Source organism: Burkholderia sp. B21-005 (assembly GCF_020843965.1).
In the GTDB taxonomy this organism is placed as follows: domain Bacteria; phylum Pseudomonadota; class Gammaproteobacteria; order Burkholderiales; family Burkholderiaceae; genus Burkholderia; species Burkholderia ambifaria.
In genome coordinates, this window is the sequence record NZ_CP086303.1 from 132,444 (window position 1) to 156,370 (window position 23,927).

At 65.9% G+C, this 23,927-nt stretch carries 16 protein-coding genes; 15 read left to right on the forward strand and 1 reads right to left on the reverse strand.

The window, feature by feature from the left end; all coding sequences use genetic code 11:
- The first annotated feature begins 64 nt into the window (after positions 1–64).
- The 15 genes from LMA02_RS31140 to LMA02_RS31215 all read left to right on the forward strand — a co-directional run bounded on the left by LMA02_RS31140 (position 65) and on the right by LMA02_RS31215 (position 22,537).
- Complete coding sequence (locus LMA02_RS31140) at positions 65–1,855, forward strand: acyl-CoA dehydrogenase (protein ID WP_228910537.1); 1,791 nt, start codon at positions 65–67, stop codon at positions 1,853–1,855.
- A gap of 79 nt (positions 1,856–1,934) precedes the next feature.
- Complete coding sequence (locus tag LMA02_RS31145; RefSeq protein WP_416378708.1) at positions 1,935–3,563, forward strand: electron transfer flavoprotein-ubiquinone oxidoreductase; 1,629 nt, start codon at positions 1,935–1,937, stop codon at positions 3,561–3,563.
- A 48-nt stretch (positions 3,564–3,611) separates the two neighbouring features.
- Positions 3,612–4,805, forward strand: coding sequence for a beta-ketothiolase BktB (bktB, locus tag LMA02_RS31150; RefSeq protein WP_228910539.1), 1,194 nt, complete (start codon positions 3,612–3,614; stop codon positions 4,803–4,805).
- 38 nt (positions 4,806–4,843) lie between these two features.
- Positions 4,844–5,695 (forward strand): 3-hydroxybutyryl-CoA dehydrogenase, encoded by an 852-nt coding sequence (locus tag LMA02_RS31155; protein ID WP_228910540.1) that lies wholly within the window; start codon positions 4,844–4,846, stop codon positions 5,693–5,695.
- Between the two features lie 475 nt (positions 5,696–6,170).
- Positions 6,171–7,022, forward strand: coding sequence for a hypothetical protein (locus LMA02_RS31160; RefSeq protein WP_228910541.1), 852 nt, complete (start codon positions 6,171–6,173; stop codon positions 7,020–7,022).
- A 750-nt stretch (positions 7,023–7,772) separates the two neighbouring features.
- Entirely contained in the window at positions 7,773–9,062 is a 1,290-nt protein-coding gene (locus LMA02_RS31170) for a quaternary amine ABC transporter ATP-binding protein (protein WP_228910542.1), read from the forward strand.
- The gene (locus tag LMA02_RS31175; protein WP_228910543.1) at positions 9,059–9,946 is read left to right on the forward strand and encodes an ABC transporter permease; all 888 of its coding nucleotides are present in this window, start codon (positions 9,059–9,061) and stop codon (positions 9,944–9,946) included. Before LMA02_RS31170 ends, LMA02_RS31175 begins: the two co-directional genes overlap by 4 nt.
- A 152-nt stretch (positions 9,947–10,098) precedes the next feature.
- Complete coding sequence (locus tag LMA02_RS31180; protein WP_228910544.1) at positions 10,099–10,977, forward strand: glycine betaine ABC transporter substrate-binding protein; 879 nt, start codon at positions 10,099–10,101, stop codon at positions 10,975–10,977.
- A gap of 137 nt (positions 10,978–11,114) precedes the next feature.
- Positions 11,115–12,410: a serine hydroxymethyltransferase gene (glyA, locus tag LMA02_RS31185; protein ID WP_324251327.1), complete on the forward strand. Its 1,296-nt coding sequence runs from the start codon at positions 11,115–11,117 to the stop codon at positions 12,408–12,410.
- Between the two features lie 160 nt (positions 12,411–12,570).
- Complete coding sequence (locus LMA02_RS31190) at positions 12,571–13,458, forward strand: dihydrodipicolinate synthase family protein (RefSeq protein ID WP_228910545.1); 888 nt, start codon at positions 12,571–12,573, stop codon at positions 13,456–13,458.
- A 6-nt stretch (positions 13,459–13,464) separates the two neighbouring features.
- Entirely contained in the window at positions 13,465–14,796 is a 1,332-nt protein-coding gene (locus LMA02_RS31195) for an NAD(P)/FAD-dependent oxidoreductase (RefSeq protein WP_228910546.1), read from the forward strand.
- Between the two features lie 16 nt (positions 14,797–14,812).
- The gene (locus tag LMA02_RS31200) at positions 14,813–16,306 is read left to right on the forward strand and encodes an aldehyde dehydrogenase (protein ID WP_228910547.1); all 1,494 of its coding nucleotides are present in this window, start codon (positions 14,813–14,815) and stop codon (positions 16,304–16,306) included.
- 432 nt (positions 16,307–16,738) lie between these two features.
- Positions 16,739–17,740 carry a LysR substrate-binding domain-containing protein gene (locus LMA02_RS31205; protein WP_228910548.1) on the forward strand — a complete coding sequence of 334 codons (1,002 nt, stop codon included), beginning with the start codon at positions 16,739–16,741 and terminating at the stop codon, positions 17,738–17,740.
- 336 nt (positions 17,741–18,076) lie between these two features.
- The gene (locus tag LMA02_RS31210; RefSeq protein ID WP_324251328.1) at positions 18,077–21,598 is read left to right on the forward strand and encodes a pyruvate carboxylase; all 3,522 of its coding nucleotides are present in this window, start codon (positions 18,077–18,079) and stop codon (positions 21,596–21,598) included.
- 159 nt (positions 21,599–21,757) lie between these two features.
- Entirely contained in the window at positions 21,758–22,537 is a 780-nt protein-coding gene (locus LMA02_RS31215) for a GNAT family N-acetyltransferase (RefSeq protein ID WP_228910549.1), read from the forward strand.
- 98 nt (positions 22,538–22,635) lie between these two features.
- Here the strand turns inward: LMA02_RS31215 and LMA02_RS31220 are convergent, their stop codons facing one another.
- Positions 22,636–23,913 (reverse strand): MFS transporter, encoded by a 1,278-nt coding sequence (locus LMA02_RS31220; protein WP_175669578.1) that lies wholly within the window; start codon positions 23,911–23,913, stop codon positions 22,636–22,638.
- Between the last annotated feature and the right edge of the window lie 14 nt (positions 23,914–23,927).

Genomic DNA, 23,927 nt, shown 5'->3' on the forward strand with positions numbered 1-23,927 from the left:
GGCCGGTTTTGCCGCAGCCGCCCGGGCCGCGCGCCTCATTCAACGCCTGATTGGAACATCGACCATGAGCTATAACGCCCCTGTCAAGGACATGCTGTTCGTGCTGAAGGAACTCGCGGGCATCGACACCGTTGCGCAGTTGCCCGGCTTCGAGGAAGCCGGCTACGACACGGCGCAGGCCGTGCTCGAAGAATCCGCGAAATTCTGCGGCGAGGTGCTGGCGCCGCTGAACGTCGAGGGCGACCGCAACCCGAGCAGCTGGAAGGACGGCGTCGTGACGGCGACGCCCGGCTTCGGCGCGGCGTTCCGCCAGTTCGTCGAAGGCGGCTGGCAGGGCCTGCAGCATCCGACCGAATACGACGGCCAGGGGCTGCCGAAGCTGATCGCGACGCCGTGCATCGAGATGCTGAACGCATCGAACCTGTCGTTCGCGCTGTGTCCGCTGCTCACCGACGGCGCGATCGAGGCGCTGCTGACGGCCGGCACCGACGAACAGAAGCAGCGCTACGTGCCGAAGCTGATCTCGGGTGAATGGACGGGTACGATGAACCTGACCGAACCGCAGGCCGGTTCGGACCTGGCGCTGGTACGCTCGCGCGCGGAGCCGCAGGGCGACGGCACGTACAAGGTGTTCGGCACGAAGATCTTCATCACGTGGGGCGAGCACGACATGGCGGACAACATCGTCCACCTGGTGCTCGCGCGCACGCCGAACGCGCCGGAAGGCGTGAAGGGCATCTCGCTGTTCATCGTGCCGAAGTTCATGGTCAACGACGACGGTTCGCTGGGCGCACGCAACGACGTGCACTGCGTGTCGATCGAGCACAAGCTCGGGATCAAGGCGAGCCCGACGGCGGTGCTGCAATACGGCGACCACGGCGGCGCGATCGGCTACCTGGTCGGCGAGGAGAACCGCGGCCTCGAATACATGTTCATCATGATGAACGCCGCGCGCTTCGGCGTCGGGATGCAGGGGATCGGCGTGGCCGACCGCGCATACCAGAAGGCCGCGGAATTCGCGAAGGAGCGCGTGCAGAGCCGCCCGGTCGACGGCTCGGCGAAGCAGTCGGTGACGATCATCCATCACCCGGACGTGCGCCGGATGCTCGGCACGATGCGTGCGCTGACCGAAGGCGCTCGCGCGCTCGCGTATGTGGCTGCCGCGCACAGCGACATTGCCCACCGCCATTCGGACGAGGCGACGCGGGCGCGTCATCAGGCAATCTACGAATATCTGGTGCCGGTCGTGAAGGGCTGGAGCACCGAGATGGTGAACGACGTGGCGAGCCTGGGCGTGCAGGTGCACGGCGGGATGGGCTTCATCGAGGAAACCGGCGCGGCGCAGTACTACCGCGATGCGCGGATCCTGGCGATCTACGAAGGCACGACCGCGATCCAGGCGAACGACCTCGTCGGCCGCAAGACGCTGCGCGACGGCGGCGCGGTCGCGAAGGCGCTGATCGCGGAGATCGGCGACACTGTCGCGGCGCTCGGCAAGCTCGACGGCGCGGCGGCCGCGTCGATGAAGGCGCAGCTGGAGAAGGGCGCGCGCGCGCTGTCGTCGGTGGTGGACTACGTGGTCGCGAACGCGAAGCAGGACCCGAACGCGGTGTTCGCCGGCAGCGTGCCGTACCTGAAGCTGGCGGGCGTGGTGCTGTGCGGATGGCAGATGGCGCGCGCGCTGCTGGCGGCGCACGCGAACCGCGCGCACGACACGGCGTTCTACGATGCGAAGATCGCGATCGCACAATGCTATGCGGAACACGTCCTCGTGCAGGCCGGCGCGCTCGAAGCGTCGATCGTCGGCGCGAAGGGCAACGAGAGCGTGCTCGCGTTGACGGAAGACCAGTTCTGACCGTAACGGTCGGGGCGCAGGAGGAGACAGGATTTTGACCACACAGGACTTGCTCGCGCAGTACGGCCCGCGCGAATCGATGGAATACGACGTCGTGATCGTCGGCGGCGGCCCCGCCGGGCTGTCGGCGGCGATCCGGCTCAAGCAGCTGGCCGCCGAGAAAGGCACCGAGATCGGCGTGTGCGTGCTCGAGAAGGGTTCCGAGATCGGCGCGCACATCCTGTCGGGCGCGGTGATGGATCCGCGCGCGATCAACGAACTGTTCCCCGACTGGAAGGAACGCGGCGCACCGCTCGACGTCGAGGTGACGGAAGACCGCTTCCTGTTCCTGTCCGAGAACAGCGCGGTCACGACGCCGAACTGGGCGCTGCCCGCCAACTTCCAGAACCACGGCAACTACGTGATCTCGCTGGGCAACGTCACGCGCTGGCTGGGGGCACAGGCGGAAGCGCTGGGCGTCGAAATCTTCCCGGGCTTCCCGGCTGCCGAGATTCTCTACAACGAAGACGGCTCGGTGAAGGGCGTCGCCACCGGCAACATGGGCGTGGGCAAGGACGGCGAGCCGACCGAGAACTTCCAGCTCGGCATGGAGCTGCACGCGAAGTACACGCTGTTCGCCGAAGGCTGCCGCGGCCACCTGGGCCGCCAGCTGATCTCGAAGTTCAAGCTCGACGCGAACGCCGATCCGCAGGCCTACGGGATCGGCATCAAGGAGCTGTGGGAAATCGATCCGGCCAAGCACAAGCCGGGCCTCGTGATCCACACGGCCGGCTGGCCGCTGAAGTCCGATACGTACGGCGGCTCGTTCCTGTATCACATGGACAACAACCAGGTGGTGGTCGGCTTCGTGGTGGGCCTGGGCTATACGAACCCGTACCTGTCGCCGTTCGAGGAATTCCAGCGCTACAAGACGCACCCGTCGATCCGAGCGTTCCTGGAAGGCGGCAAGCGCGTGTCGTACGGCGCGCGTGCGATCACCGCGGGCGGCCTGCTGTCGCTGCCGAAGACGGTGTTCCCCGGCGGCGCGCTGATCGGCGACGACGCTGGCTTCCTGAACGCATCGCGGATCAAGGGCAGCCACGCGGCGATCAAGACCGGCATGCTGGCAGCGGACGCCGCGTTCGACGCGGTGCAGGCCGGCCGTCAGAGCGACGAACTCAACGCGTACCCGGACGCCTTCAAGCAGTCGTGGCTGTACACGGAGCTGTACCGCGCGCGCAACTTCAAGCAATGGATGGCCAAGGGGCTGTACCTCGGCACGCTGATGGTCGGGCTCGAGCAGAAGGTGATGGGCGGCAACGTGCCGTGGACGCTGCACCACAAGCATGCGGACCACGAGATGCTGAAGCCCGCGTCGCAATGCACGCCGATCGAGTATCCGAAGCCGGACGGCAAGCTGACGTTCGACCGGCTGTCGTCGGTGTTTATCTCGAACACGAATCACGAGGAAAACCAGCCGGCGCACCTGACGCTGAAGGATGCGAACGTGCCGGTGAACGTGAACCTGCGCACGTACGCGGGGCCGGAGGCCCGCTTCTGCCCGGCGGCGGTGTACGAGTTCATGAAGAACGATGACGGCGGCGATCGCCTCGTGATCAACGCGCAGAACTGCGTGCACTGCAAGACCTGCGACATCAAGGACCCGACGCAGAACATCGTGTGGGTCACGCCGGAAGGCGGTGGCGGGCCGAATTACCCGAACATGTAACGCAACGCATCCCCGCGCCCGCGGGCGCGAACGAACCGGAGTGAGACGATGAGCAATGCAGCGAAGGAAGTCGTGGTGGTGAGCGGTGTCCGTACCGCGATCGGCGATTTCGGCGGAAGCCTGAAGGATTTCTCGCCGACCGATCTCGGTGCCAATGTCGTGAGCGAAGTGCTGTCGCGCGCGAACGTGCCGGGCGACGCGGTCGGGCATGTCGTGTTCGGCCACGTCGTGAACACCGAGCCGAAGGACATGTATCTCGCGCGTGTCGCGGCGATCAACGGCGGCGTCGCGCAGCACACGCCGGCGCTGACCGTGAACCGTCTGTGCGGCTCGGGCCTGCAGGCGATCGTGTCGGCCGCGCAGACGATCATGCTCGGCGATGCCGACGTCGCGATCGGCGGCGGCTCGGAGAACATGAGCCGCGCACCGTATACCGTGCCGGCCGCGCGCTTCGGCCAGCGCATGGGCGACGCCAAGCTCGTCGACATGATGCTCGGCGCGCTGCACGACCCGTTCCAGACGATCCACATGGGCGTGACGGCCGAGAACGTCGCACGCAAGTACGGCATTTCGCGCGATGCGCAGGATGCGCTCGCGCTCGAATCGCATCGTCGCGCGGCGCGCGCGATCGCCGAAGGCCGCTTCAAGGATCAGATCCTGCCGATCTCGATCCGCACGAAGAAGGGCGAGGTCGCGTTCGACACCGACGAGCACGTGCGTCACGATGCGGGCCCGGACGATTTCTCGAAGCTGAAGCCGGTGTTCGTGAAGGAAGACGGCACGGTGACGGCCGGCAACGCGTCGGGGATCAACGATGCGGCCGCCGCGGTGCTGATGATGAGCGCGGATGCCGCGCGTGCGCAGGGCGTGAAGCCGCTCGCGCGTCTGGTCGCGTATGCGCATGCGGGCGTCGATCCGGCGTACATGGGCATCGGCCCCGTGCCGGCCACGCAGAAGGCGCTCGAGCGCGCGGGCCTGAAGATCAGCGATCTCGACGTGATCGAGGCGAACGAGGCGTTCGCGGCCCAGGCGTGCGCGGTCACGCAGGAGCTCGGTCTCGATCCGGCCAAGGTCAACCCGAACGGTTCGGGCATTTCGCTCGGCCACCCGATCGGCGCGACGGGCGCATTGATCACGGTCAAGGCGCTGTACGAGCTGAAGCGCATCGGCGGGCGTTATGCGCTCGTGACGATGTGTATCGGCGGCGGCCAGGGCATTGCGGCGATCTTCGAGAACATCTGATAATCGAACGCTCAGCACCCGAACATACAGGAATCGTCATGGCCATCGAAACCGTCGGCGTCGTGGGCGCCGGAACCATGGGCAACGGCATTGCGCAAACCGCCGCCGTTGCAGGACTCAACGTCGTGATGATCGACGTCAGCGATGCGGCGCTCGACAAGGGCGTCGCCGCGCTGAAGGGCAGCCTCGAGCGGCTCGTGTCGAAGGAGAAGCTCACCGCAGGCGCACGCGACGCGGCGCTCGCGCGCATCACGACGTCGACCGATTACGCGAAGCTCGCCGCGGTCGACATCGTGATCGAAGCCGCGACCGAAAACGTCGAGCTGAAGAGCCGCATCCTGAAGCAGATCGAGTCGGTCGCGCGGCCCGATGCGATCATCGCGACCAACACGTCGTCGATCTCGATCACCGCGCTCGCGGCACTACTGGCCGAGCCGTCGCGCTTCGTCGGCATGCACTTCTTCAATCCGGTGCCGCTGATGCCGCTCGTCGAGATCATCCGCGGGCTGCAGACGAGCGACGCGACCGCGTCGGCGGTGCGCGCGCTCACCGAGCGTTTCGACAAGTCGCCGATCGGCGTGCGCAACGCGCCGGGCTTCGTCGTGAACCGGATCCTCGTGCCGATGATCAACGAAGCGTTCTTCGTGCTGGCCGAAGGCATCGCGTCGGCCGAGGAGATCGACGCGGGGATGAAGCTCGGTGCGAACCATCCGATCGGGCCGCTCGCGCTGGCCGATCTCGTCGGGCTCGACGTGTGCCTCGCGGTGATGGACGTGTTCCTGAAGGACTTCGGCGACACGAAGTATCGTGCGTGCCCGCTGCTGCGCGAGATGGTGTCGGCCGGGCGGCTGGGGCGCAAGACGGGGCGTGGGGTGTACGACTACAGCTGACGTACTGCAAGGTAGGTCAGAGGATCAACGCGGATGACGAGCCGCGCCGGAGATTGTGTCCGGTGTCGGCGGGTCATCCGCGTTTTCTATTTGGAGCGTGGGGAACGCGTATGCGCGGTGTTGACGGAAAGGCACGCGCGGATGCGGCGACGCGCGTGAGTTATCCCGTTCGTCTCCCGTTCATGTCGAATTGAAGGATCGATAAAGCGGGACGATTGACGCCTTATCGTGGTTTGCCGGGCATGCCCTCTCTGCTATTTTTTCGCCCGCGGAAGGCCAATTGCATGCCGTGACAATTCTTGACCGTCTCACGGTTTCGTCCGTGCAATGATCTGCTGCAAATACCCGATAGAGATTTCAGTCCGGCCGTGCTTCTGACGGCGGTCTCTGCGTTGCGCCGCGATGCCATCGGCGATCACGCGGCGGCAGAGCGTTGTGGGCTTCAACATCGAATGAAGAACCGGTGAGTATTCAAATGAAAAAGAAAATTCAGGGGCGCTGTTCAGTTGCGATCATTGTGTCGAGCTTGATGCTCGGTGCATGTGCATCGAAACCTTTCGAACTCGACACGCAACAAATGTCGTCGATCAAGACCATTGCGGTCGATGTGTCGAGGCCAACCACGTATTTTGCTGTGTCGGCCGGGGGGCCGGTGATCGTTCCGCTTCCTGGGGTAGGTCTGTTGGCGGCCGCCATCGGCGGCGCGATCAGCGGGGCGACGGCGATGTCGGCTCGTACCAACAAGGATTTCAACAGTCTCGTCAAGAGCGAGCTTGGCGATACCGGGCTGAACCGCAAGTACACCGACGCGCTGGAAGGCGAACTCCGGGCGCAAGGCTACCAGGTGAAGGAAATCGATCTCGGTCAGGCCGGCATGCCCAAGCTTGCGGGCGACTGGCTGCATCCGACGCTGAAGGGCGACGCCTATACGGGAGCGGATGCCATACTCATTGCACCGGCCAATACGGGTTATGGCGCCAACGGACTGGGTTGGCCGTATGTCCGATCGGTCAATACCCAGATCCGGATTTTTTCGGCGAAGACGCTTGAACCTGTTTTTTCACAAAATATCTTCTATCCGATTCCCACTCATCTCAGCCCGACTTCGGGTGGTGGCGGCGTGAACAAAAATGCAGGCATCAGCTCCGCTCACGACGCAAAGGCGGATGGCCCTTATGTCTATCCGTTCTATACCGATCTGGTAAAGGATTTGCCCAACGCGATCAAGGGCATCGATGAGGCGCTCATGAGCTTCGTGCCCCAGTTCCGCAACGCGTTGCTGACCGGTCGGGGCGTCTCTCAATCGGCCAGTGCCAGCCAGAAGTAAGAAAACGCCGGAGTGGCTCGTGCAGAGCCGATGAAATCGAGCGGGTCGTGCGCGCGTCTTTCAATGCTGCCAATGAAGCGCGCACGATCGTCAACCGGTTCACGAGCAAAACGAAGCCGTCGCTGATTCGGGGCAATATCGTCAGCGTCCGCTTGAACATCGCAAGAATCTGTCGCGCCGCCTTCGGCGGTAACGTGATCACATGCGGCGAGGCCGCGGCGATCCGGATCATCATCAGCGCCGCGAATGCACTGCGCTGCGCACGCGTCGTGTCGGGCGCCAATTCTCCCGACGCATCCGCGAGCAGGCCGGCCAGGAACGCCCCGTCCGCCCGGTCGGGCGCCTGCCGCGCGCAATCAGCCTGCGTCGCGCGCCGCTTTTATCGGTAGTTTCCCTTACGCACCCCCCGTCGGGATTTTCCCCTAGCGCACCCTCCCCCGCACCGCGTGCACCACCGTGCCGCAGTCACCGCGAAACCCCGCGCAGCCGCGCCGGCATTGCCCGCCCGTGTCGTTCGCACCATTCCGCTCCATTCCCGCTTTTCCGCACGTTTTCGATGCATTACCAAAGGTATGGAAAAGCGCACAGAAAATGTATCGGGACCGATCTGGTTGGATTGATACGCTGCATTCACTGAATCAGCGCCGTCAACCAACGCAGGAGCGCATCGAGCCCACGCGGCAGGCGGGCAATCGAAGGCGACTCGTCTGAAGTTCGCGGTTTCCATCACCAGCTAGTCGGGATGACAGAATGGCCCCAAATCTGACGTTTGCGCCGGGCGACGTACTTCCCCCCGGAGCAATCCATACCGACGGTGCGCCGTCGATCGCCCGGTCGAGCATCGCGACCGGAACCGACATCCTGACCGTCAAGCACCTGTCGAAGATCTTCGGTCCGAAGCCCGAGCGGGCGATCGAGCTGCTCGAGCGCGGTGTCGGACGCAACGAGATCTTCGCGGAAACCGGCAACATGGTGGCGGTCAACGACGTGAGCCTGAGCGTCCGGGCCGGCGAGATCTTCGTGATCATGGGGCTGTCGGGCTCCGGTAAATCGACGCTGGTTCGACTGCTCAACCGACTGATCGAGCCGACGTCCGGGCAGGTCGTGCTCGAAGGCCGCGACATCGCACCGATGTCGACGCCGGAACTGCGCGACGTGCGGCGCCAGAAGATGGCGATGGTGTTCCAGTCGTTCGCACTGCTGCCGAACCGGACCGTGATCGACAACATCGCATACGGGCTCGAGGTCGCGGGGATCAAGAAGGCGCAGCGCTACGAGGTGGCGCGTGCCGCGCTGGAGCGCGTCGGCCTCGGGTCGTACGAGAAGCTGCTGCCGAGCGAGTTGTCCGGCGGCATGCAGCAGCGCGTGGGGCTGGCTCGCGCGCTGGCGGTGAATCCGTCGGTCCTGCTGATGGACGAGGCGTTCTCGGCGCTCGATCCGCTGATCCGCTTCGAAATGCAGAACGAGCTGTTGCGCCTGCAGAAGGAAGAGCAGCGCACGATCGTGTTCATTTCCCATGATATCGAGGAGGCGGTGAAGATCGGCGGCCGCATCGGCATCATGAAGGACGGCTGCCTGATCCAGGTCGGCACGCCGGCCGAACTGATCCAGACGCCGGCGGACGCATACGTGCAGGACTTCTTCCGCAATGTCGACGTGTCGCGCTTCCTGAAGGCATCCAGCCTGATGACGACGATCGAGCGCGGGCTGCTTCGGTGCGATGCGGGGACGCCGTCCGAGCGCTACCTGAACCAGTTGATCGACAGCGGCGCGGAATGCGGCTACGTGTGCGACGAGGCCGGCCATTACCTGGGCTGCGTCACGCCCGCCACGCTGCACCGCTCCGGTGCGCGACCGATACGCGAAGCCTTCCTGCACGACTTCAACGCGGTTTCGATCGATACGGATCTTCACCGGCTCGCGTCGATCGCGCTGACCCAGGAACACGACGTGCCGGTGACGGACGCGGCGGGACAACTGGCGGGCGTCGTGTCCTGCCGGACGATACTCAAGCAGATGATGCAACGGAGGGCAGCATGAATTCGTCGGTGATCGGGAAGTTTGCGGAAAATGTCGTCAACTTTCTGTTTCTGCATTTCCGCGTCGGCTTCGACACGTTCTCGGCGGGGCTCGGCGCGGTCGTGAAGCTGCTCGAGGACGGCCTGGCCGCGGTGCCGTTCATCGCGATGGTCGTGATCCTGGTCGGACTCGCGCTCTGGCGTCGCGGCATCGCGTTCTCGATTTTCGTCGGCCTCGCGCTGCTCGTCATTCATTACATGGGCCTGTGGGCGCAGACGGTCTCGACCCTCGCGCTCGTGACCGCGGCGACGTTCTTCAGCCTGGTGATCGGCGTGCCGCTCGGGATCTGGGGGGCGCGCAACAACCGGATCGGCATGATCCTGCGCTCGCTGCTCGACTTCATGCAGACGATGCCCGCGTTCGTGTACCTGATCCCGGCCGTGATCCTGTTCGGGCTCGGACGCGTGCCGGCGGTGATCGCGACGATCGTATTCGCGATGCCGCCCGTCGTGCGGCTGACGACGCTCGGCATCCGGCAGGTCCGCGAAGAACTGATCGAAGCCGGCCGCTCGTTCGGCAGCACCGACTGGCAGCTGCTGTGGAAGATCCAGCTGCCGAACGCGCTGCCGTCGATCATGGCCGGCGTGAACCAGACGATCATGATGGCGCTGTCGATGGTGGTGGTCGCGTCGATGATCGGCGCCGGTGGCCTTGGCGAATACGTGCTGAGCGGGATCCAGCGCCTCGACATCGGGATCGGCTTCGAAGGCGGGCTGGGCGTCGTGCTGCTCGCGATCGTGCTGGACCGGCTGACGGAGAGCTTCGGCGTGAAGGCGAAGAAAAAGAAGGCGCGACCGGCCGCGCGTGCAGGCAAGACCGGCCCGCAGGGCGCGGCTCGCACCTGAGCGAAACAGCAGTCGAAGGCAGTTGACGGACGATGAAGCGCCGCGGCCACGGTGCCGCGGCGGAACCGGTGTAGCAGTGCGTGGAGACCAGAAACGCCGATCGAGGCGTTCCTCATCCTTGAAAGACTCGCGTGATTAACAAGGAGTACTAGATGAATACCCATACGTTCAAATCGCTTCTGGCGAAACTTGCGTTGTCGACGGTGGTGGCCTGCAGCGCCGGTGTGGGCGTGGCGGCGGCCGAGCCGGTCAAGATCGCGGTGACCAACTGGGCCGACGTGCTCGCGGTGGCCAACGTCGCGAAGTACGTGCTGGAGACGAACCTCAAGCAGCCGGTGCAGTTCGTCCAGGCCGACATCGGCATCCAGTACCAGGGCGTCGCCCGCGGCGATCTCGACATCATGGTTGGCGGCTGGCTGCCGGTCACGCACGCGACGTACTACGCGAAGTACAAGAACGACCTGGATGACGTCGGCATCATCTACACCGGCGGCAGGAACGGCTGGGCGGTACCGACCTACATTCCGGAATCGCAGCTGTCGTCGATCGCCGACCTGAGCAAGCCCGAGGTCAAGAGCAAGCTGAACGGCACGATCCAGGGCATCGAGCCGGGCGGCGGCCTGATGCAGGCATCCGAGAAGACCATCAAGGCCTACAACCTGGACGGCTACAACCTGCAGGCGTCGAGCGAGGCCGGCATGCTGGCGAGCGTGTCGCGTGCGTACCAGTCGAAGCAGTGGATCGTCGCGACGGTCTGGAGCCCGCACTGGCTGTTCCAGAAGTGGCAGATGCGTTACCTGAAGGATCCGAAGGGCACGCTGGGCGGCGAAGAGCAGATCCACGCGTTCGCGTCGAAGAAGTTCGCAGGCAAGTTCCCGCGCGCCGACGTGTTCTTCAAGCACCTGAAGCTGACGCTGGCCGACGTCGAGGCGATCGAGTTCGAAGGGAACAGCACGAATGACTACGCGACGGCCGCGAAGAAGTTCGTCGAGGCCCATCCGGAGAAGCTGAAGGCCTGGCTGCAACAGTAAAGCCGCGCCGCCGGCGACGCACATCGCCCGATGCCGACGGCCGGGGCCGCAACGCGGACACCGGCCTTGCGGTGTGCGGTACACGCAGTTCATGCAGTCCATGCAGCACATCACGAATCGCGCCGCGGAGTCACCAAGTGAACGAGAACGCCCGCTTTTTTTCCGAAACGCTCCAGAGCCGGGATCCGGTGATCGCATCGGAGATCGCACTGGAGCTGCGTCGCCAGCAGAGCCAGATCGAACTGATCGCGTCCGAAAACATCGCGTCGGCGGCGGTGCTGGAAGCCCAGGGCACCGTGCTGACGAACAAGTACGCGGAAGGCTATCCGTCCCGGCGGTACTACGGCGGCTGCGACCATGTCGACCGGATCGAGTCGCTCGCGATCGACCGCGCGTGCGCACTGTTCGACGCCGCGCACGCGAACGTCCAGCCGCACTCGGGCGCGCAGGCCAACGGCGCGGTGATGCTCGCGCTCGTCAAACCCGGCGACACGGTGATGGGCATGTCGCTCGACGCGGGCGGCCATCTCACGCACGGCGCGCGACCCGCGCTGTCGGGGAAGTGGTTCAACGCGGTGCAATACGGCGTGAGCCCGGACACGCTGCGCATCGATTACGACGACGTGCGCCGGCTCGCCGAGCGGCATCGCCCGAAACTGATCATCGCCGGTTACTCCGCGTATCCGCGCGCGCTCGACTTCGCCGCGTTCCGCGCGATCGCGGACAGCGTCGATGCGAAGCTGATGGTCGACATCGCGCATTTCGCCGGCATCGTCGCGGCCGGCCGGCATCAGAACCCGGTGCCGTTCGCCGACGTCGTGACGTCCACCACGCACAAGACGCTGCGCGGCCCGCGCGGCGGCTTCATCCTGACGAACCATGCCGAGGTCGCGAAGCAGATCGATTCGGCGGTATTTCCGGGGCTGCAGGGCGGCCCGCTGATGCATGTCGTCGCCGGCAAGGCCGTGGCGTTCGCCGAGGCGCTGCGCCCGGAGTTCGCCCGCCATATCGACCGGGTGCTGCGCAACGCGCAGACGCTCGCCAGCGTGCTGACGACCGCTGGCCTCTCGCTCGTCACGGGCGGCACCGACAACCACCTGCTGCTGGTCGACCTGCGTTCGCAGCGCATGACCGGCGCGCAAGCCGAGAAGGCGCTGGAGCGCGCCGGTATCACCTGCAACAAGAACGGGATTCCGTTCGATACGGAAAACCCGATGGTCACGTCCGGCATCCGGCTCGGCACGCCGGCCGGCACCACGCGCGGCTTCGGTTCCGCGCAGTTCGAGCAGATCGGCGAAATGATCGTCGAGGTGCTGGCGGCGCTCAAGCGCGATCCGAGCGGCGATCAGGCGGTCGAGCGGTCGGTGCGGACCCGCGTGCGCGATCTGTGCAGCCAGTTCCCCATTTACGCGCAAGCGGAGGCGTTCGCCTGACACCGCATCGGTCCGGGCCCGCAACATCGTTCGGATCACGTAGCGAATCGGTCGGCGTGGCTGCACGAATGCCGCGACGCGCCGACGACGTTTTTGTCGAATTGCCGGTTTCCCGCTCGACGGCGGGAACCTGGCGCATCCACCTGAGTGAGGAATCGAAATGAGCTTTGAGGGCGTACACACACCGCTGGTCACCCCGTTCGACGCGGACGGCGAAATCGATCATCAATTGCTGGGCCGTCATGCGGCCGATCTTGCGGGCCGGGTGTCGGGCCTCGGTATCGGCGGGACGACCGGTGAATACTACGCATTGAGCTTCGACGAGCGCGCGCGCACGTTCGACACGGTCGCCGCTGCGGCCGGCGGCAAGACGTTCCTGACCGCGGGCATCAACGCGACGACGACGAAGGAAGTGCTGCGGCTCGGGCGCGAGGCGAAACGCGCGGGACTGAACGCGTTGCTGGTGGCCGCGCCGTACTACGCGCAGCCGACCCAGCAGGAATTGCTCGCGCACCTGCTCGCGGTCGACGACGCGCTCGACATGCCGATCATGCTGTACAACTTCCCGGCACGCACCGGCACCGAAATCGGCGACGACATTCTCGCGACGCTGCTCGAGCGCAAGAACTTCATCGCGATGAAGGAAAGCACCGGCGATATCGCGCATCTGCATCATCTGTCGACGCATTTCGGCGACCGGCTCGTGCTGAGCTGCGGGATGGACGATCAGGCGCTCGAGTTCTTCGCATGGGGCGCGCGCAGCTGGGTCGGCGGCGCGTCGAACTTCCTGCCGGAAGCGCACACCGACCTGTTCGACGCCTGCGTGAAGCGCGGCGATTTCGCGACCGGCCGCAAGCTGATGGCGCAACTGCTGCCGGTGCTCGAACTGCTCGAGCGCAGCGGCAAGTTCGTTCAGTACGTGCGTTACGGCTGCGAGCTGGCCGGCCTGCCGGTCGGTGTGGCCCGCGCACCGCTCGGCGCGCTGTCGAGCGATGAGCGTGACGCATTCGCGAAGCTCGTGAAGCCGCTGCTGCGCGACGGCCGGTAATCCATCATGGGCTCGAATCTGGAATTCGCGCGGTTTCCGGCGCCGGACGGGGTGAACGGATGGTGGGAGAGCCTGCCGCCCGCGCAGGACGCCCGCACCGTCACGTCCGACTGCCGGTTCGACTGGGTGGTGGTCGGCGGGGGCATCACCGGGCTTTGCGCGGCGCGCCGGCTCGCGGAGCTGGCGCCCGGTGCGTCCGTCGCGCTCGTGGAGGCCGACCGGATCGGCCGCACGACGGCCGGGCGCAATTCCGGATTCTTCGTCGACCTGCCGCACGACATCAGCAGCGAAAGCTACTCGCGCAGCATCGACGAGGATCGCGCCGATGTGCGGTTTCAGCGGCACGGGATCGACTATGTGCGCGAGATCGTGCGGCGCTTCGGCATCGATTGCGACTGGCGCGACGACGGTAAATTCCATGCGTCGGTCAACCCGAAGGGCGCGGCCGCGCTCGCGCATTTCGCCGATGGGCTGTCGCGCATCGGCGAAGCGTTCGAATGGCTCGACCAGGCCGGGATCCGGGCCGTGACCGGCACGAACTTCTACACGGGCGCGCTGTTCACGCCGGGTTGCAGCACGGCGCAGCCGGCCGCGCTGATGCGCGGCCTGGCGGCGACGCAACCGGACAACGTGACGGTGTTCGAGCTCAGCGCGGTGACGCGCATCGAGCATCGCGGCGACACGCGCGTGCTGCATTTCGCCGGCGGCAAGATCGTCGCGAAGCAGGTGATTCTGTGCACCAACGCGTACGCGGCGACCTTCGGCATGCATTCGAACGGCTTGCTGCCGGTCTATACGTTCGCATCGCTCACGCGCGCGATGAATCCTGACGAAGTGGCGAAACTCGGCGGCACGCGTTCGTGGTCGCTGATTCCGGCCGACCCGATGGGCACGACGGTGCGGCGCCTGGGCACCGATCGCATTTGCGTGCGCAACCATTTCGCGTTCCGGCCGGACGTGAAGGTGTCGCAGGCCGATCTCGCGAAGTCGCGGCATCTGCATCAGCGCTCGTTCGAGCGCCGCTTTCCGATGCTCGGCGGCGTCGAGCTGGAATATACGTGGGGCGGGCCGCTGTGCCTGTCCGCCAACAACGGCGCGCTGTTCGGCAAGCGCGACGACGGCCTCTACGAGGCGATCGGCTGCAACGGCCTCGGCCTGAGCCGTGGGTCGTCCGCCGGCAAGCTGATCGCCGAGTACGCGCTCGGCGAATCGAACAGTCTCGTGCAGCAGTTGCTGAAGCAGCCGCATCCGCGTCCGCTGCCGGTTCGACCGATCGTCGACCTGGCCGTGTCGGCGACGATCTGGGCCAAGGAGTTCTCGGCCGGTGCCGAGCTTTGATTATTGAGGAAACGACATGACGAACCATCAGGGCTGGAAACAGAAGGCGAGCGCGTTGTCGCTCGACGGTCGCGCGTTCATCGCGGGGCAACGCAGCGCGGCGGCGTCGGGCGAGACGTTTGCCACGCTCAATCCCGCATCGGGCAAGGTGCTCGCCGAGGTGGCGCGATGCAACGAGCGGGACGTCGACCGGGCGGTCGCGGCCGCGCGCGACGCGTTCGAATCGGGTGTCTGGTCGAAGGCCGCGCCCGCGCACCGCAAGGCGGTACTGCTGCGCGTCGCACAACTGATCGACGAGCATGCGGAGGAACTCGCGCTGCTGGAGGCGCTGGAAGCCGGCAAGCCGATCGGCGAATGCCTGGGCCTCGATATTCCCGAGTCGGCCGCGTGCATTCGCTGGCACGCGGAAGTGACCGACAAGCGCTACGACGCGTTGTCGCCGTCCGGCGCGGGCGTCGTGAGCATGATCACGCGCGAGCCGATCGGCGTCGTCGGCGCCGTGCTGCCGTGGAATTTCCCGGCGCTGATGCTCGCATGGAAAATCGGCCCCGCGCTGTCGGTCGGCAACAGCGTGGTCGTGAAGCCGGCCGAACAGACGTCGCTGTCGACGCTGCGGATCGCCGATCTCGCGCGGGAGGCCGGCGTGCCGCCGGGCGTGTTCAGCGTCGTCACCGGGTTCGGCAGCGAAGCCGGCGAGGCGATCGGCCGCCATCCGGACGTCGATCTCGTCGCGTTCACCGGCTCGACCGCGACCGGCAAGCGGTTCCTGCACTACTCGGCCGACACCAACCTGAAGCGCGTCGTGCTCGAGTGCGGCGGCAAGAATCCGCAGGTCATCCTGCCGGACGTCGCGAACCTCGATGCGGTGGCGGAACAGGCCGTCGCAGCCGCGTTCTGGAACATGGGCGAGAACTGCAGCGCCGGCTCGCGGATCCTCGTTGCGTCGAGCCGGAAGGCGGAACTGCTGGAGAAGGTCCAGGCCGTGCTCGCCGGGTGGAAGACCGGCGATCCGCTCGATCCGGATGTGAAGCTCGGCGCGCTGATCGAGCAGAAGCACTACGAGAAGGTGCTCGGCCATATCGAGAAGGCGAAGGCGGAAGGCGCACGCGTGGTATGCGGCGGACGCGCGATCCTCGCCGAGACGGGCGGCTGGTTCGTCGAACCGACGATCTTCGATCAGGTGACGCCGGAGATGAGCATCGCGCGCGACGAGGTGTTCGGGCCGGTCGTCTGCTTCATCGAATACGACGACGTCGACGATGCGGTGCGGATCGCGAACGATACGTGCTACGGGCTGGCCGCGTCGCTGTGGACCGACAACGTGAACAGCGCGCACAAGGTCGCCGCGCGGATTCGCGCGGGCACGGTCACGGTGAACTGCTTCGGCGAGGGCGACCTGTCGACGCCGTTCGGCGGCTTCAAGCAGTCGGGGTTCGGCGGGCGCGACAAGTCCGTCTACGCGCACGATCAATATTGCGAGCTGAAGACCACCTGGCTGAAGCTCGACTGAGCGCGCGCGCCGCGCCAGCGTGGCACGCCGGACCCGCGCGGCCCGGCCGGCGCAACACGCGCAAGCTGCGCGCGCCGACGAACGGCGGTACGCCCGGCGACCTGCCATGACGGGCCGGCCTGGCATGTGGTGCGCCGCGCAAATGCGCGGTGCGAGGGGGCGCCGCGGCCGACGGGGTATGCCGGTCCGCCGTTCGCCTTGCACTGCCCCTCATCGCTTCCGATAATGGCGATGCGGTGCACAATCGATCGACAATAGCGTCATCGTGACGCCGCTTCGGCGGTGTCATCGTTGCCAGCCGCCCGGCTGACTCGCAAGCTGCACTATTCTGATAATTGAAAGGTTTGCGATGACACGGCCCGCAGGCAACGCGGGCTGCGGACGACGGGTTCGTCGGCGCCGCGTCCGACCTCCGTTTTGAGAGTGAAAGCCATGTTGAAGAAGCAATTGTTTGCAGACCGACTCCTCGCGCAGATGCCGTCGCTTCGGGCGCTGCGGTGTTTCGTGACGGCGGCGCGCTACGAGAGCTTCACGCAGGCGGCCGAGGTGCTGTGCGTGACGCAGGCCGCGGTCAGCCGACAGATCAAGGAACTCGAGGATTCGCTCGACGTCGCGCTGTTCGAGCGGACCGGCCGGCATATCGCGCTGACGGATGCCGGGCGGATTCTCTACAACGCGTCGTACCTGTCGATCATGAACATCGCCGAGGCGGCGGAGGCGGTGCGCCGCACCGACAAGCACGCGCTGATGATCTGCGTGTCGCACACGTTCTCGGCGCTCTGGCTGTCGTCGCGGTTGCCGGCATTTCGCGAGCAGTTTCCGGATATCCGGCTGCACCTGATCGTCACCGAGCACTTCATGGAACTCGACGGGCTCATCGAGCCCGACGTGATCATCACGAAGAACCCGCCGCGCGAGCCCGAGTTCGAAGTCGAGCCGCTGTTTCACGACATCGTGTATCCGGTGTGCAGCCCCGCGTTTCACGAACGTCACTTTCATGGCCGGTCGCTGAAGCCGCTGGACCTGCTGTCGCGTCCGACCCTGAACCTGTCGATGCTCGGCCGCGCGCAGGTGTGCGAGCACGTCGACTGGCGCGTGTGGCGCAACTGGTTCCAGCAGAGCGACGGCACCGACACGCTGATCGAGAACAAGTATCTGGAAAGCAACGACTACCGGCTGCTCGTCGCGCAGGCCGAGGCCGGCGAGGGCACGCTGCTGGGCTGGCATCACCTCGTGCACCGGCAGATCGACCAGGGCATCCTGATGCGGCCGGTACAGGACGTGCTGGTGTTTCGCGATCGCCATCACTATCTGATCACGCACCGGAATGCGCAGCCGCGCCCGGAATATCAGCAGTTCCGGCAGTGGCTGAACGACGAGGTCGGCGTGATGATGCGCGGCTGGCTCGATGCCGGCGTCGAGATCGAGCAATAACCGACTGGCCCGTCGGGTATTCGATGTGGCGTGCTTTTTGCATCAACGAGCGACGTTCTCGATCGATGTCCATGAGTTGACCGGCCGTTCCGAGTGAAATGAACCGGCTGGACGACCGGCCCGCGAGCCGGTCCCTTATTTCCTGCTGGTCGGCTGGATGCTATTCGCCGTCGCGATGTCGATAGCGGCTGTCGCGCGATATGGCGAACATGTTGGCTGGCGAGAGCCGGGACGATGCCACCGCGAATGACCGATGCGAGGATCTGCAAGCCGCCCAGTGAGGCGAGCGCGTGGCGGACGGCACATCGGCAAGTTCAATTCAACCATTCACTATCCATGGCTGCCGTGATGCTTACCCCCATCCAGTCCATCCTGATCGCGAACCGCTCGGAAATCTCGATCCGCGTGATGCGTGCCGCCGCCGAGCTGAACATCCGCACGGTCGCGATCTATTCGAAGGAAGACCGCCTGGCGCTGCATCGCTTCAAGGCGGACGAGAGCTACCTGATCGGCGAGGGCAAGAAGCCGCTCGCCGCGTATCTCGACATCGACGACATCCTGCGCGTCGCGCGGCAGGCAAAGGTCGATGCGATCCACCCCGGCTACGGCTTCCTGTCCGAGAACCCCGATTTCGCGCAGGCCGTGATCGACGCCGGCATTCGCTGGATCGGCCCGTCGCCCGACGTGATGCGCACGCTCGGCAACAAGGTGGCCGCGCGCAATGCGGCGATCGCCGCCGGCGTGCCGGTGATGCCCGCGACCGCGCCGCTGCCGGACGATCTCGATGCGTGCAAGGCGCTGGCCGCGGAAGTCGGCTATCCGCTGATGCTGAAGGCGAGCTGGGGCGGCGGTGGACGCGGGATGCGCGTGCTCGAGAACGAACGCGACCTGGAGACGCTGCTGCCCGTGGCGCGCCGCGAGGCGCTGGCTGCGTTCGGCAATGACGAGGTGTACGTCGAGAAACTGGTGCGCAATGCGCGGCACGTCGAGGTGCAGGTGCTCGGCGATCTGCACGGCACGGTCGTGCATCTGTACGAGCGCGACTGCACGGTGCAGCGACGCAACCAGAAGGTCGTCGAACGCGCGCCGGCGCCGTATCTCGATCACGACGGCCGGCAGGCGCTGTGCGAATCGGCGCTGCGCCTGATGCGCGCGGTCGGCTATACGCATGCGGGCACCGTCGAATTCCTGATGGACGCCGACACGGGCCAGTTCTACTTCATCGAGGTGAACCCGCGCATCCAGGTCGAGCACACGGTGACCGAGATGGTCACCGGGATCGACATCGTGAAGGCGCAGATCCGCATCACCGAAGGCGGCCGGATCGGCCTGGCGGAGGACGCGACGGACGCCGACGGCGCGCTCGTCGCGCGCGCGGCCGGCGTGCCGGAACAGCAGGCGATTCCGCTGAACGGCAACGCACTGCAATGCCGGATCACGACCGAGGATCCGGAGAACGACTTCCTGCCCGACTACGGGCGGCTCACCGCCTATCGCAGCGCGGCGGGCTTCGGCGTGCGGCTCGATGCCGGCACGGCCTACGGCGGCGCGGTGATCACGCCGTACTACGACTCGCTGCTCGTGAAGGTCACGACGTGGGCGCCGACGGCCGCGGAATCGATTCACCGGATGGATCGCGCGCTGCGCGAGTTCCGGATTCGCGGCGTCACGTCGAACCTGCAGTTCCTCGAGAACGTGATCAACCATCCGGCCTTCATCGCGGGCGAAGTGACGACGCGCTTCATCGACAAGACGCCGGAGCTGCTCGCATTCGCGAAGCGCGGCGATCGCGCGACGAAGCTGCTGCGCTATCTCGGCGAGCTGAACGTGAACGGCAACGCCGAGATGAACGGTCGCGCGCTGCCGGCGCTGCCGTTGCCCAAACCGGTGCTGCCGAAGCTCGATACGGCCGTGGCGATTCCGGCCGGCACGCGCGATCGCCTGCGCGAGCTCGGCCCCGAGAAATTCGCACGCTGGATGCTCGACCAGAAGCAGGTGCTGCTGACCGACACGACGATGCGCGACGCGCACCAGTCGCTGTTCGCGACGCGCATGCGCACGGCCGACATGCTGCCGATCGCGCCGTTCTACGCGCGCGAGCTGTCGCAACTGTTCTCGCTCGAATGCTGGGGCGGCGCGACCTTCGACGTCGCGCTGCGGTTCCTGAAGGAAGACCCGTGGGAGCGCCTCGCGCTGCTGCGCGAGCGCGTGCCGAACATCCTGTTCCAGATGCTGCTGCGCGGCTCGAACGCGGTCGGCTACACGAACTACGCGGACAACGTCGTGCGCTTCTTCGTGCAGCAGGCCGCAAGCGCCGGCGTCGACGTGTTCCGCGTGTTCGACTCGCTGAACTGGGTGCGCAACATGCGCGTGGCGATCGACGCGGTTGGCGAAAGCGGGATGCTGTGCGAAGGCGCGATCTGCTACACCGGCGACCTGTTCGACACGTCGCGTTCGAAATACGACCTCAAGTATTACGTCGGCATCGCACGCGAGTTGCAGCAGGCCGGCGTGCACGTGCTCGGCATCAAGGACATGGCCGGCATCTGCCGCCCGAAGGCGGTCGCGACGCTCGTGAAGGCGCTCAAGGAGGAAACCGGGCTGCCCGTGCATTTCCATACGCACGACACGAGCGGGATCGCCGCGGCATCGGTGCTCGCGGCGGTCGAAGCAGGCTGCGACGCAGTGGACGGCGCGCTCGACGCGATGAGCGGCCTCACGTCGCAGCCGAACCTGTCGAGCATCGCGGCCGCGCTGGCCGGCAGCGAGCTCGATCCTGGGCTTGATGCCGATCGCCTGCACGAAGCGTCGATGTACTGGGAAGGTGTGCGCCGCTACTACGCGCCGTTCGAATCGGAGATCCGCGCGGGCACGGCCGACGTCTATCGTCACGAGATGCCCGGCGGCCAGTACACGAACCTGCGCGAGCAGGCGCGCTCGCTCGGCATCGATCATCGCTGGACCGAGGTGTCGCGCGCGTATGCGGACGTGAACCGCCTGTTCGGCGACATCGTGAAGGTCACGCCGACGTCGAAAGTGGTCGGCGACATGGCGCTGATGATGGTCGCGAACGACCTGAGCGTGGACGACGTGCGCAACCCGGACAAGGACCTCGCGTTCCCCGAGTCGGTCGTGTCGCTGTTCAAGGGCGAGCTCGGCTTCCCGCCCGACGGCTTCCCGGCGGAGCTGTCGCGCAAGGTGCTCAAGGGCGAGCCGCCGTCGCCGTATCGTCCCGGCGACCAGATTCCGCCGGTCGATCTCGACGCGGTACGCAAGCAGGCCGAGGCCGCCTGCGAGCAGCCGCTCGACGACCGGCAACTGGCGTCGTACCTGATGTACCCGAAGCAGACGGTCGACTACTACGCGCACGTTCGCGCGTACAGCGACACGTCGGTCGTGCCGACGCCGGCGTTCCTGTATGGGCTGCAGCCGCAGGAGGAAGTGGCGATCGACATCGAGCCGGGCAAGACGCTGCTTGTGTCGCTGCAGGGCCAGCACGCCGATGCGCAGGACGGCATCGTGAAGGTGCTGTTCGAGCTGAACGGCCAGTCGCGTTCCGCGCTGGTCGAGCAGAAGACGGTCGTGCAGGCGGGCAAGGAGCGCCATGGCTTGCAGCGCGCCGATCCGGGCAATCCGCTGCACATCGCCGCGCCGATGCCGGGTTCCGTGGTGACGGTCGCCGTGCAGCCGGGGCAGCGCGTGACGGCCGGCACGACGCTGCTCGCGCTCGAGGCGATGAAGATGGAAACGCATATCGCGGCGGAGCGTGACTGCGAGATCGCGGCGGTGCATGTGAAGCCGGGCGAACGGGTCGCGGCGAAGGATCTGCTGATCGAGTTGAAAGATCCGACGCAATGAGTGTTGCCGTGAGGCTGACCGTGCCGGGGATCGAGACGCCGGGCTCGCGGCACGTCTCGCACACGCGCAGTCGGTGGAATCCGCGCGCCGGCACGGAATGAATCGGTTTGCTCAAGTGTTGTCGATAGATATCCGCTACCGACCTTGTTCAGGACCGAAATGACCTCTCCGACCGAACTGCTGGATGCTTCCGTGGCCGCGTGGCACGAGTCGATCGACGCGTTTTGCCGCTTGCAGGATGTGGGCTTCGTGGAACGCGGCGCGCATGGAACGAAGGCGATCTACAGTGGCGCGCCCGTGTCCGTGCTGAACGCGGTCATCAGCATGACGCGTCATCCCGATGTCGACGAAATCCGGCTGCTTTCCGGCGCGTTCAGCACGTGCGAAGTGCCGTGGAGCATTCAGACCCGCGACGCGAGCACGCAGGCCGACGAGATCCGGCGGATCGCGGACGATCATGGCCTGACGCAGTGCGTCGCGTTGCCGTTCATGACGAAGCGGCTGGCGCGCGCCACCGCCCCGGCGAACAGCGACGGGCACGTGGTCGTGCGGCGCGTCACGGCAGCGGACAGCGAACGGTACAACGGCGCGCTTGCCGCGGGCTATGAGGCGCCGGAACGCGTCTTTCGAAGACTGAGCGCGCCGGCCGTGCTGGAAGCCGACGGCATGATGGGCTTTTGGGTGGAGGTCGACGGGATGCCGGTCGCGACTTCGTTCGGCGTCGTGCGCAACGCTCAGGTCGGCGTATTCAATGTGTCGACACTACCGGCCTATCGGCGACGAGGCTACGCGCGGGCCGCGACTCAGGCGGTACTGGATGCCGCGTTCGAGACCGGCGCGCATACCGCGTTTCTGCATTGCACGCCGGCAGGGCGTCACGTGTACGAGTCGATGGGCTTTACCACCGGCGAGGAGTGGCAGGTGTACGTCGGTCGCTGAGTGACGCGGGCGGGCGCACGCGGGAATCGCTTGCGTCGTCCGGGCGGCGCCCGGCGAATTCGCCGGGCGTTGAACGACGCTCATTCCATCGCCGACCGTCAAAGCGAGCGGGCTTTCGTCTCCGGCAACAGGAGCACCGCCAACAGCACCACGCCATAGGCCGCGCCCGAAAAGATCGCGATGGCCAGCGCCAGGCCGAGCGAATGGCTCAGCATCCCGACGAGGCTCGGGAACAGTGCGCCGATGCCGCGGCCGAAGTTGTACGTGAAGCTTTGCGCATTCGCGCGGAAGTTCGACGGATACAGTTCCGTCAGGTAGGCGCCGACCCCGCTGAAGATCCCGCATGAAGAAAAACCCAGCGGAAAGCCCAGCCACAGCATCTGCGCATTCGACAGTGGCAGCGTCAGGTACAGACACACCGACACGAGGGACAGCGCGGAGAACAGCATGAAGTTGCGCCGGCGTCCCCAGAAGTCGGAAAGGTACGCGCCGACGACATATCCGCAGAACGACCCCACGATGATCACGAACAGATAAGCGCTCGTGTTGAGCACGGACAAGTGTCGCTCGATCTTGAGGAAGGCCGGCAGCCAGGTGGACATCGCATAGAAGCCACCCTGGATGCCCGTGCACAGCAGCGCGGCCAGGACCGTGCGGCGCACCTGCGAACGCGAGAAGATGGCCCACACCGATGGCTGGCTCGCGCCTTGTTTCCGGGCGGCGTCCGCCTGCACGAACACGTCGGGCTCCGGCACGTGCTTGCGGATGTAGAGCACGAGCAGGGCGGGCACGATGCCAACCCAGAACAGGCTGCGCCACGCCAGCGACTCGGGCAGGACGGAAAACGCAATGCTGTAGAGAATCGCCGCGCAACCCCAGCCGATCGCCCAGCCGCTTTGTACCAGCCCGACCGCCTTGCCGCGATGTGCCGGCGCGACGATCTCGCCGATCAGCACGGCGCCCACGGCCCATTCGCCGCCGAAGCCGAGCCCTTGCAGCGCGCGAAGCACGAAGATCTGCTCGAAGTTCTGCGCGAAGCCGATCGCCAGCGTGCAGACCGAGAACCACAGGATGGTCCCTTGCAGTACCTTGACCCGTCCATATCGATCCGCCAGGATGCCGGCAATCCAGCCGCCCACCGACGAGAAAATCAGTGTCACGGTGCTCAGCAGGCCGGCCTTGCCGCGATCGAGGCCCCACAGGTCGATCAGCGAAGCCAGCACGAAGCTGAACACCATGAAGTCGAACGCATCGGTCGCCCAGCCGGCGAACGACGCCTTGAACGCCCGCTTGCCGGCGGGGTCGAGTTCCGCGTACCAGGACGAGCCGGATCCGGCTCGCAGTGAGACTTCCTCGGCATTTCTTGTTGGCGTCATCGTGTTGTTCACTG

Excerpts from the sequence above, each read along its gene's own strand:
- LMA02_RS31190 (WP_228910545.1), top strand. The coding sequence starts at position 12,571 with ATGAGCTTTGAGGGCGTACACACACCGCTGGTCACCCCGTTCGACGCG.
- LMA02_RS31215 (WP_228910549.1), top strand. The coding sequence starts at position 21,758 with ATGACCTCTCCGACCGAACTGCTGGATGCTTCCGTGGCCGCGTGGCAC.
- LMA02_RS31180 (WP_228910544.1), top strand. The coding sequence starts at position 10,099 with ATGAATACCCATACGTTCAAATCGCTTCTGGCGAAACTTGCGTTGTCG.
- LMA02_RS31145 (WP_416378708.1), top strand. The coding sequence starts at position 1,935 with ATGGAATACGACGTCGTGATCGTCGGCGGCGGCCCCGCCGGGCTGTCG.
- LMA02_RS31155 (WP_228910540.1), top strand. The coding sequence starts at position 4,844 with ATGGCCATCGAAACCGTCGGCGTCGTGGGCGCCGGAACCATGGGCAAC.
- LMA02_RS31160 (WP_228910541.1), top strand. The coding sequence starts at position 6,171 with ATGAAAAAGAAAATTCAGGGGCGCTGTTCAGTTGCGATCATTGTGTCG.
- LMA02_RS31210 (WP_324251328.1), top strand. The coding sequence starts at position 18,077 with ATGGCTGCCGTGATGCTTACCCCCATCCAGTCCATCCTGATCGCGAAC.
- bktB (WP_228910539.1), top strand. The coding sequence starts at position 3,612 with ATGAGCAATGCAGCGAAGGAAGTCGTGGTGGTGAGCGGTGTCCGTACC.
- LMA02_RS31170 (WP_228910542.1), top strand. The coding sequence starts at position 7,773 with ATGGCCCCAAATCTGACGTTTGCGCCGGGCGACGTACTTCCCCCCGGA.
- LMA02_RS31205 (WP_228910548.1), top strand. The coding sequence starts at position 16,739 with ATGTTGAAGAAGCAATTGTTTGCAGACCGACTCCTCGCGCAGATGCCG.
- LMA02_RS31140 (WP_228910537.1), top strand. The coding sequence starts at position 65 with ATGAGCTATAACGCCCCTGTCAAGGACATGCTGTTCGTGCTGAAGGAA.
- LMA02_RS31175 (WP_228910543.1), top strand. The coding sequence starts at position 9,059 with ATGAATTCGTCGGTGATCGGGAAGTTTGCGGAAAATGTCGTCAACTTT.
- LMA02_RS31195 (WP_228910546.1), top strand. The coding sequence starts at position 13,465 with ATGGGCTCGAATCTGGAATTCGCGCGGTTTCCGGCGCCGGACGGGGTG.
- LMA02_RS31220 (WP_175669578.1), bottom strand. The coding sequence starts at position 23,913 with ATGACGCCAACAAGAAATGCCGAGGAAGTCTCACTGCGAGCCGGATCC.
- LMA02_RS31200 (WP_228910547.1), top strand. The coding sequence starts at position 14,813 with ATGACGAACCATCAGGGCTGGAAACAGAAGGCGAGCGCGTTGTCGCTC.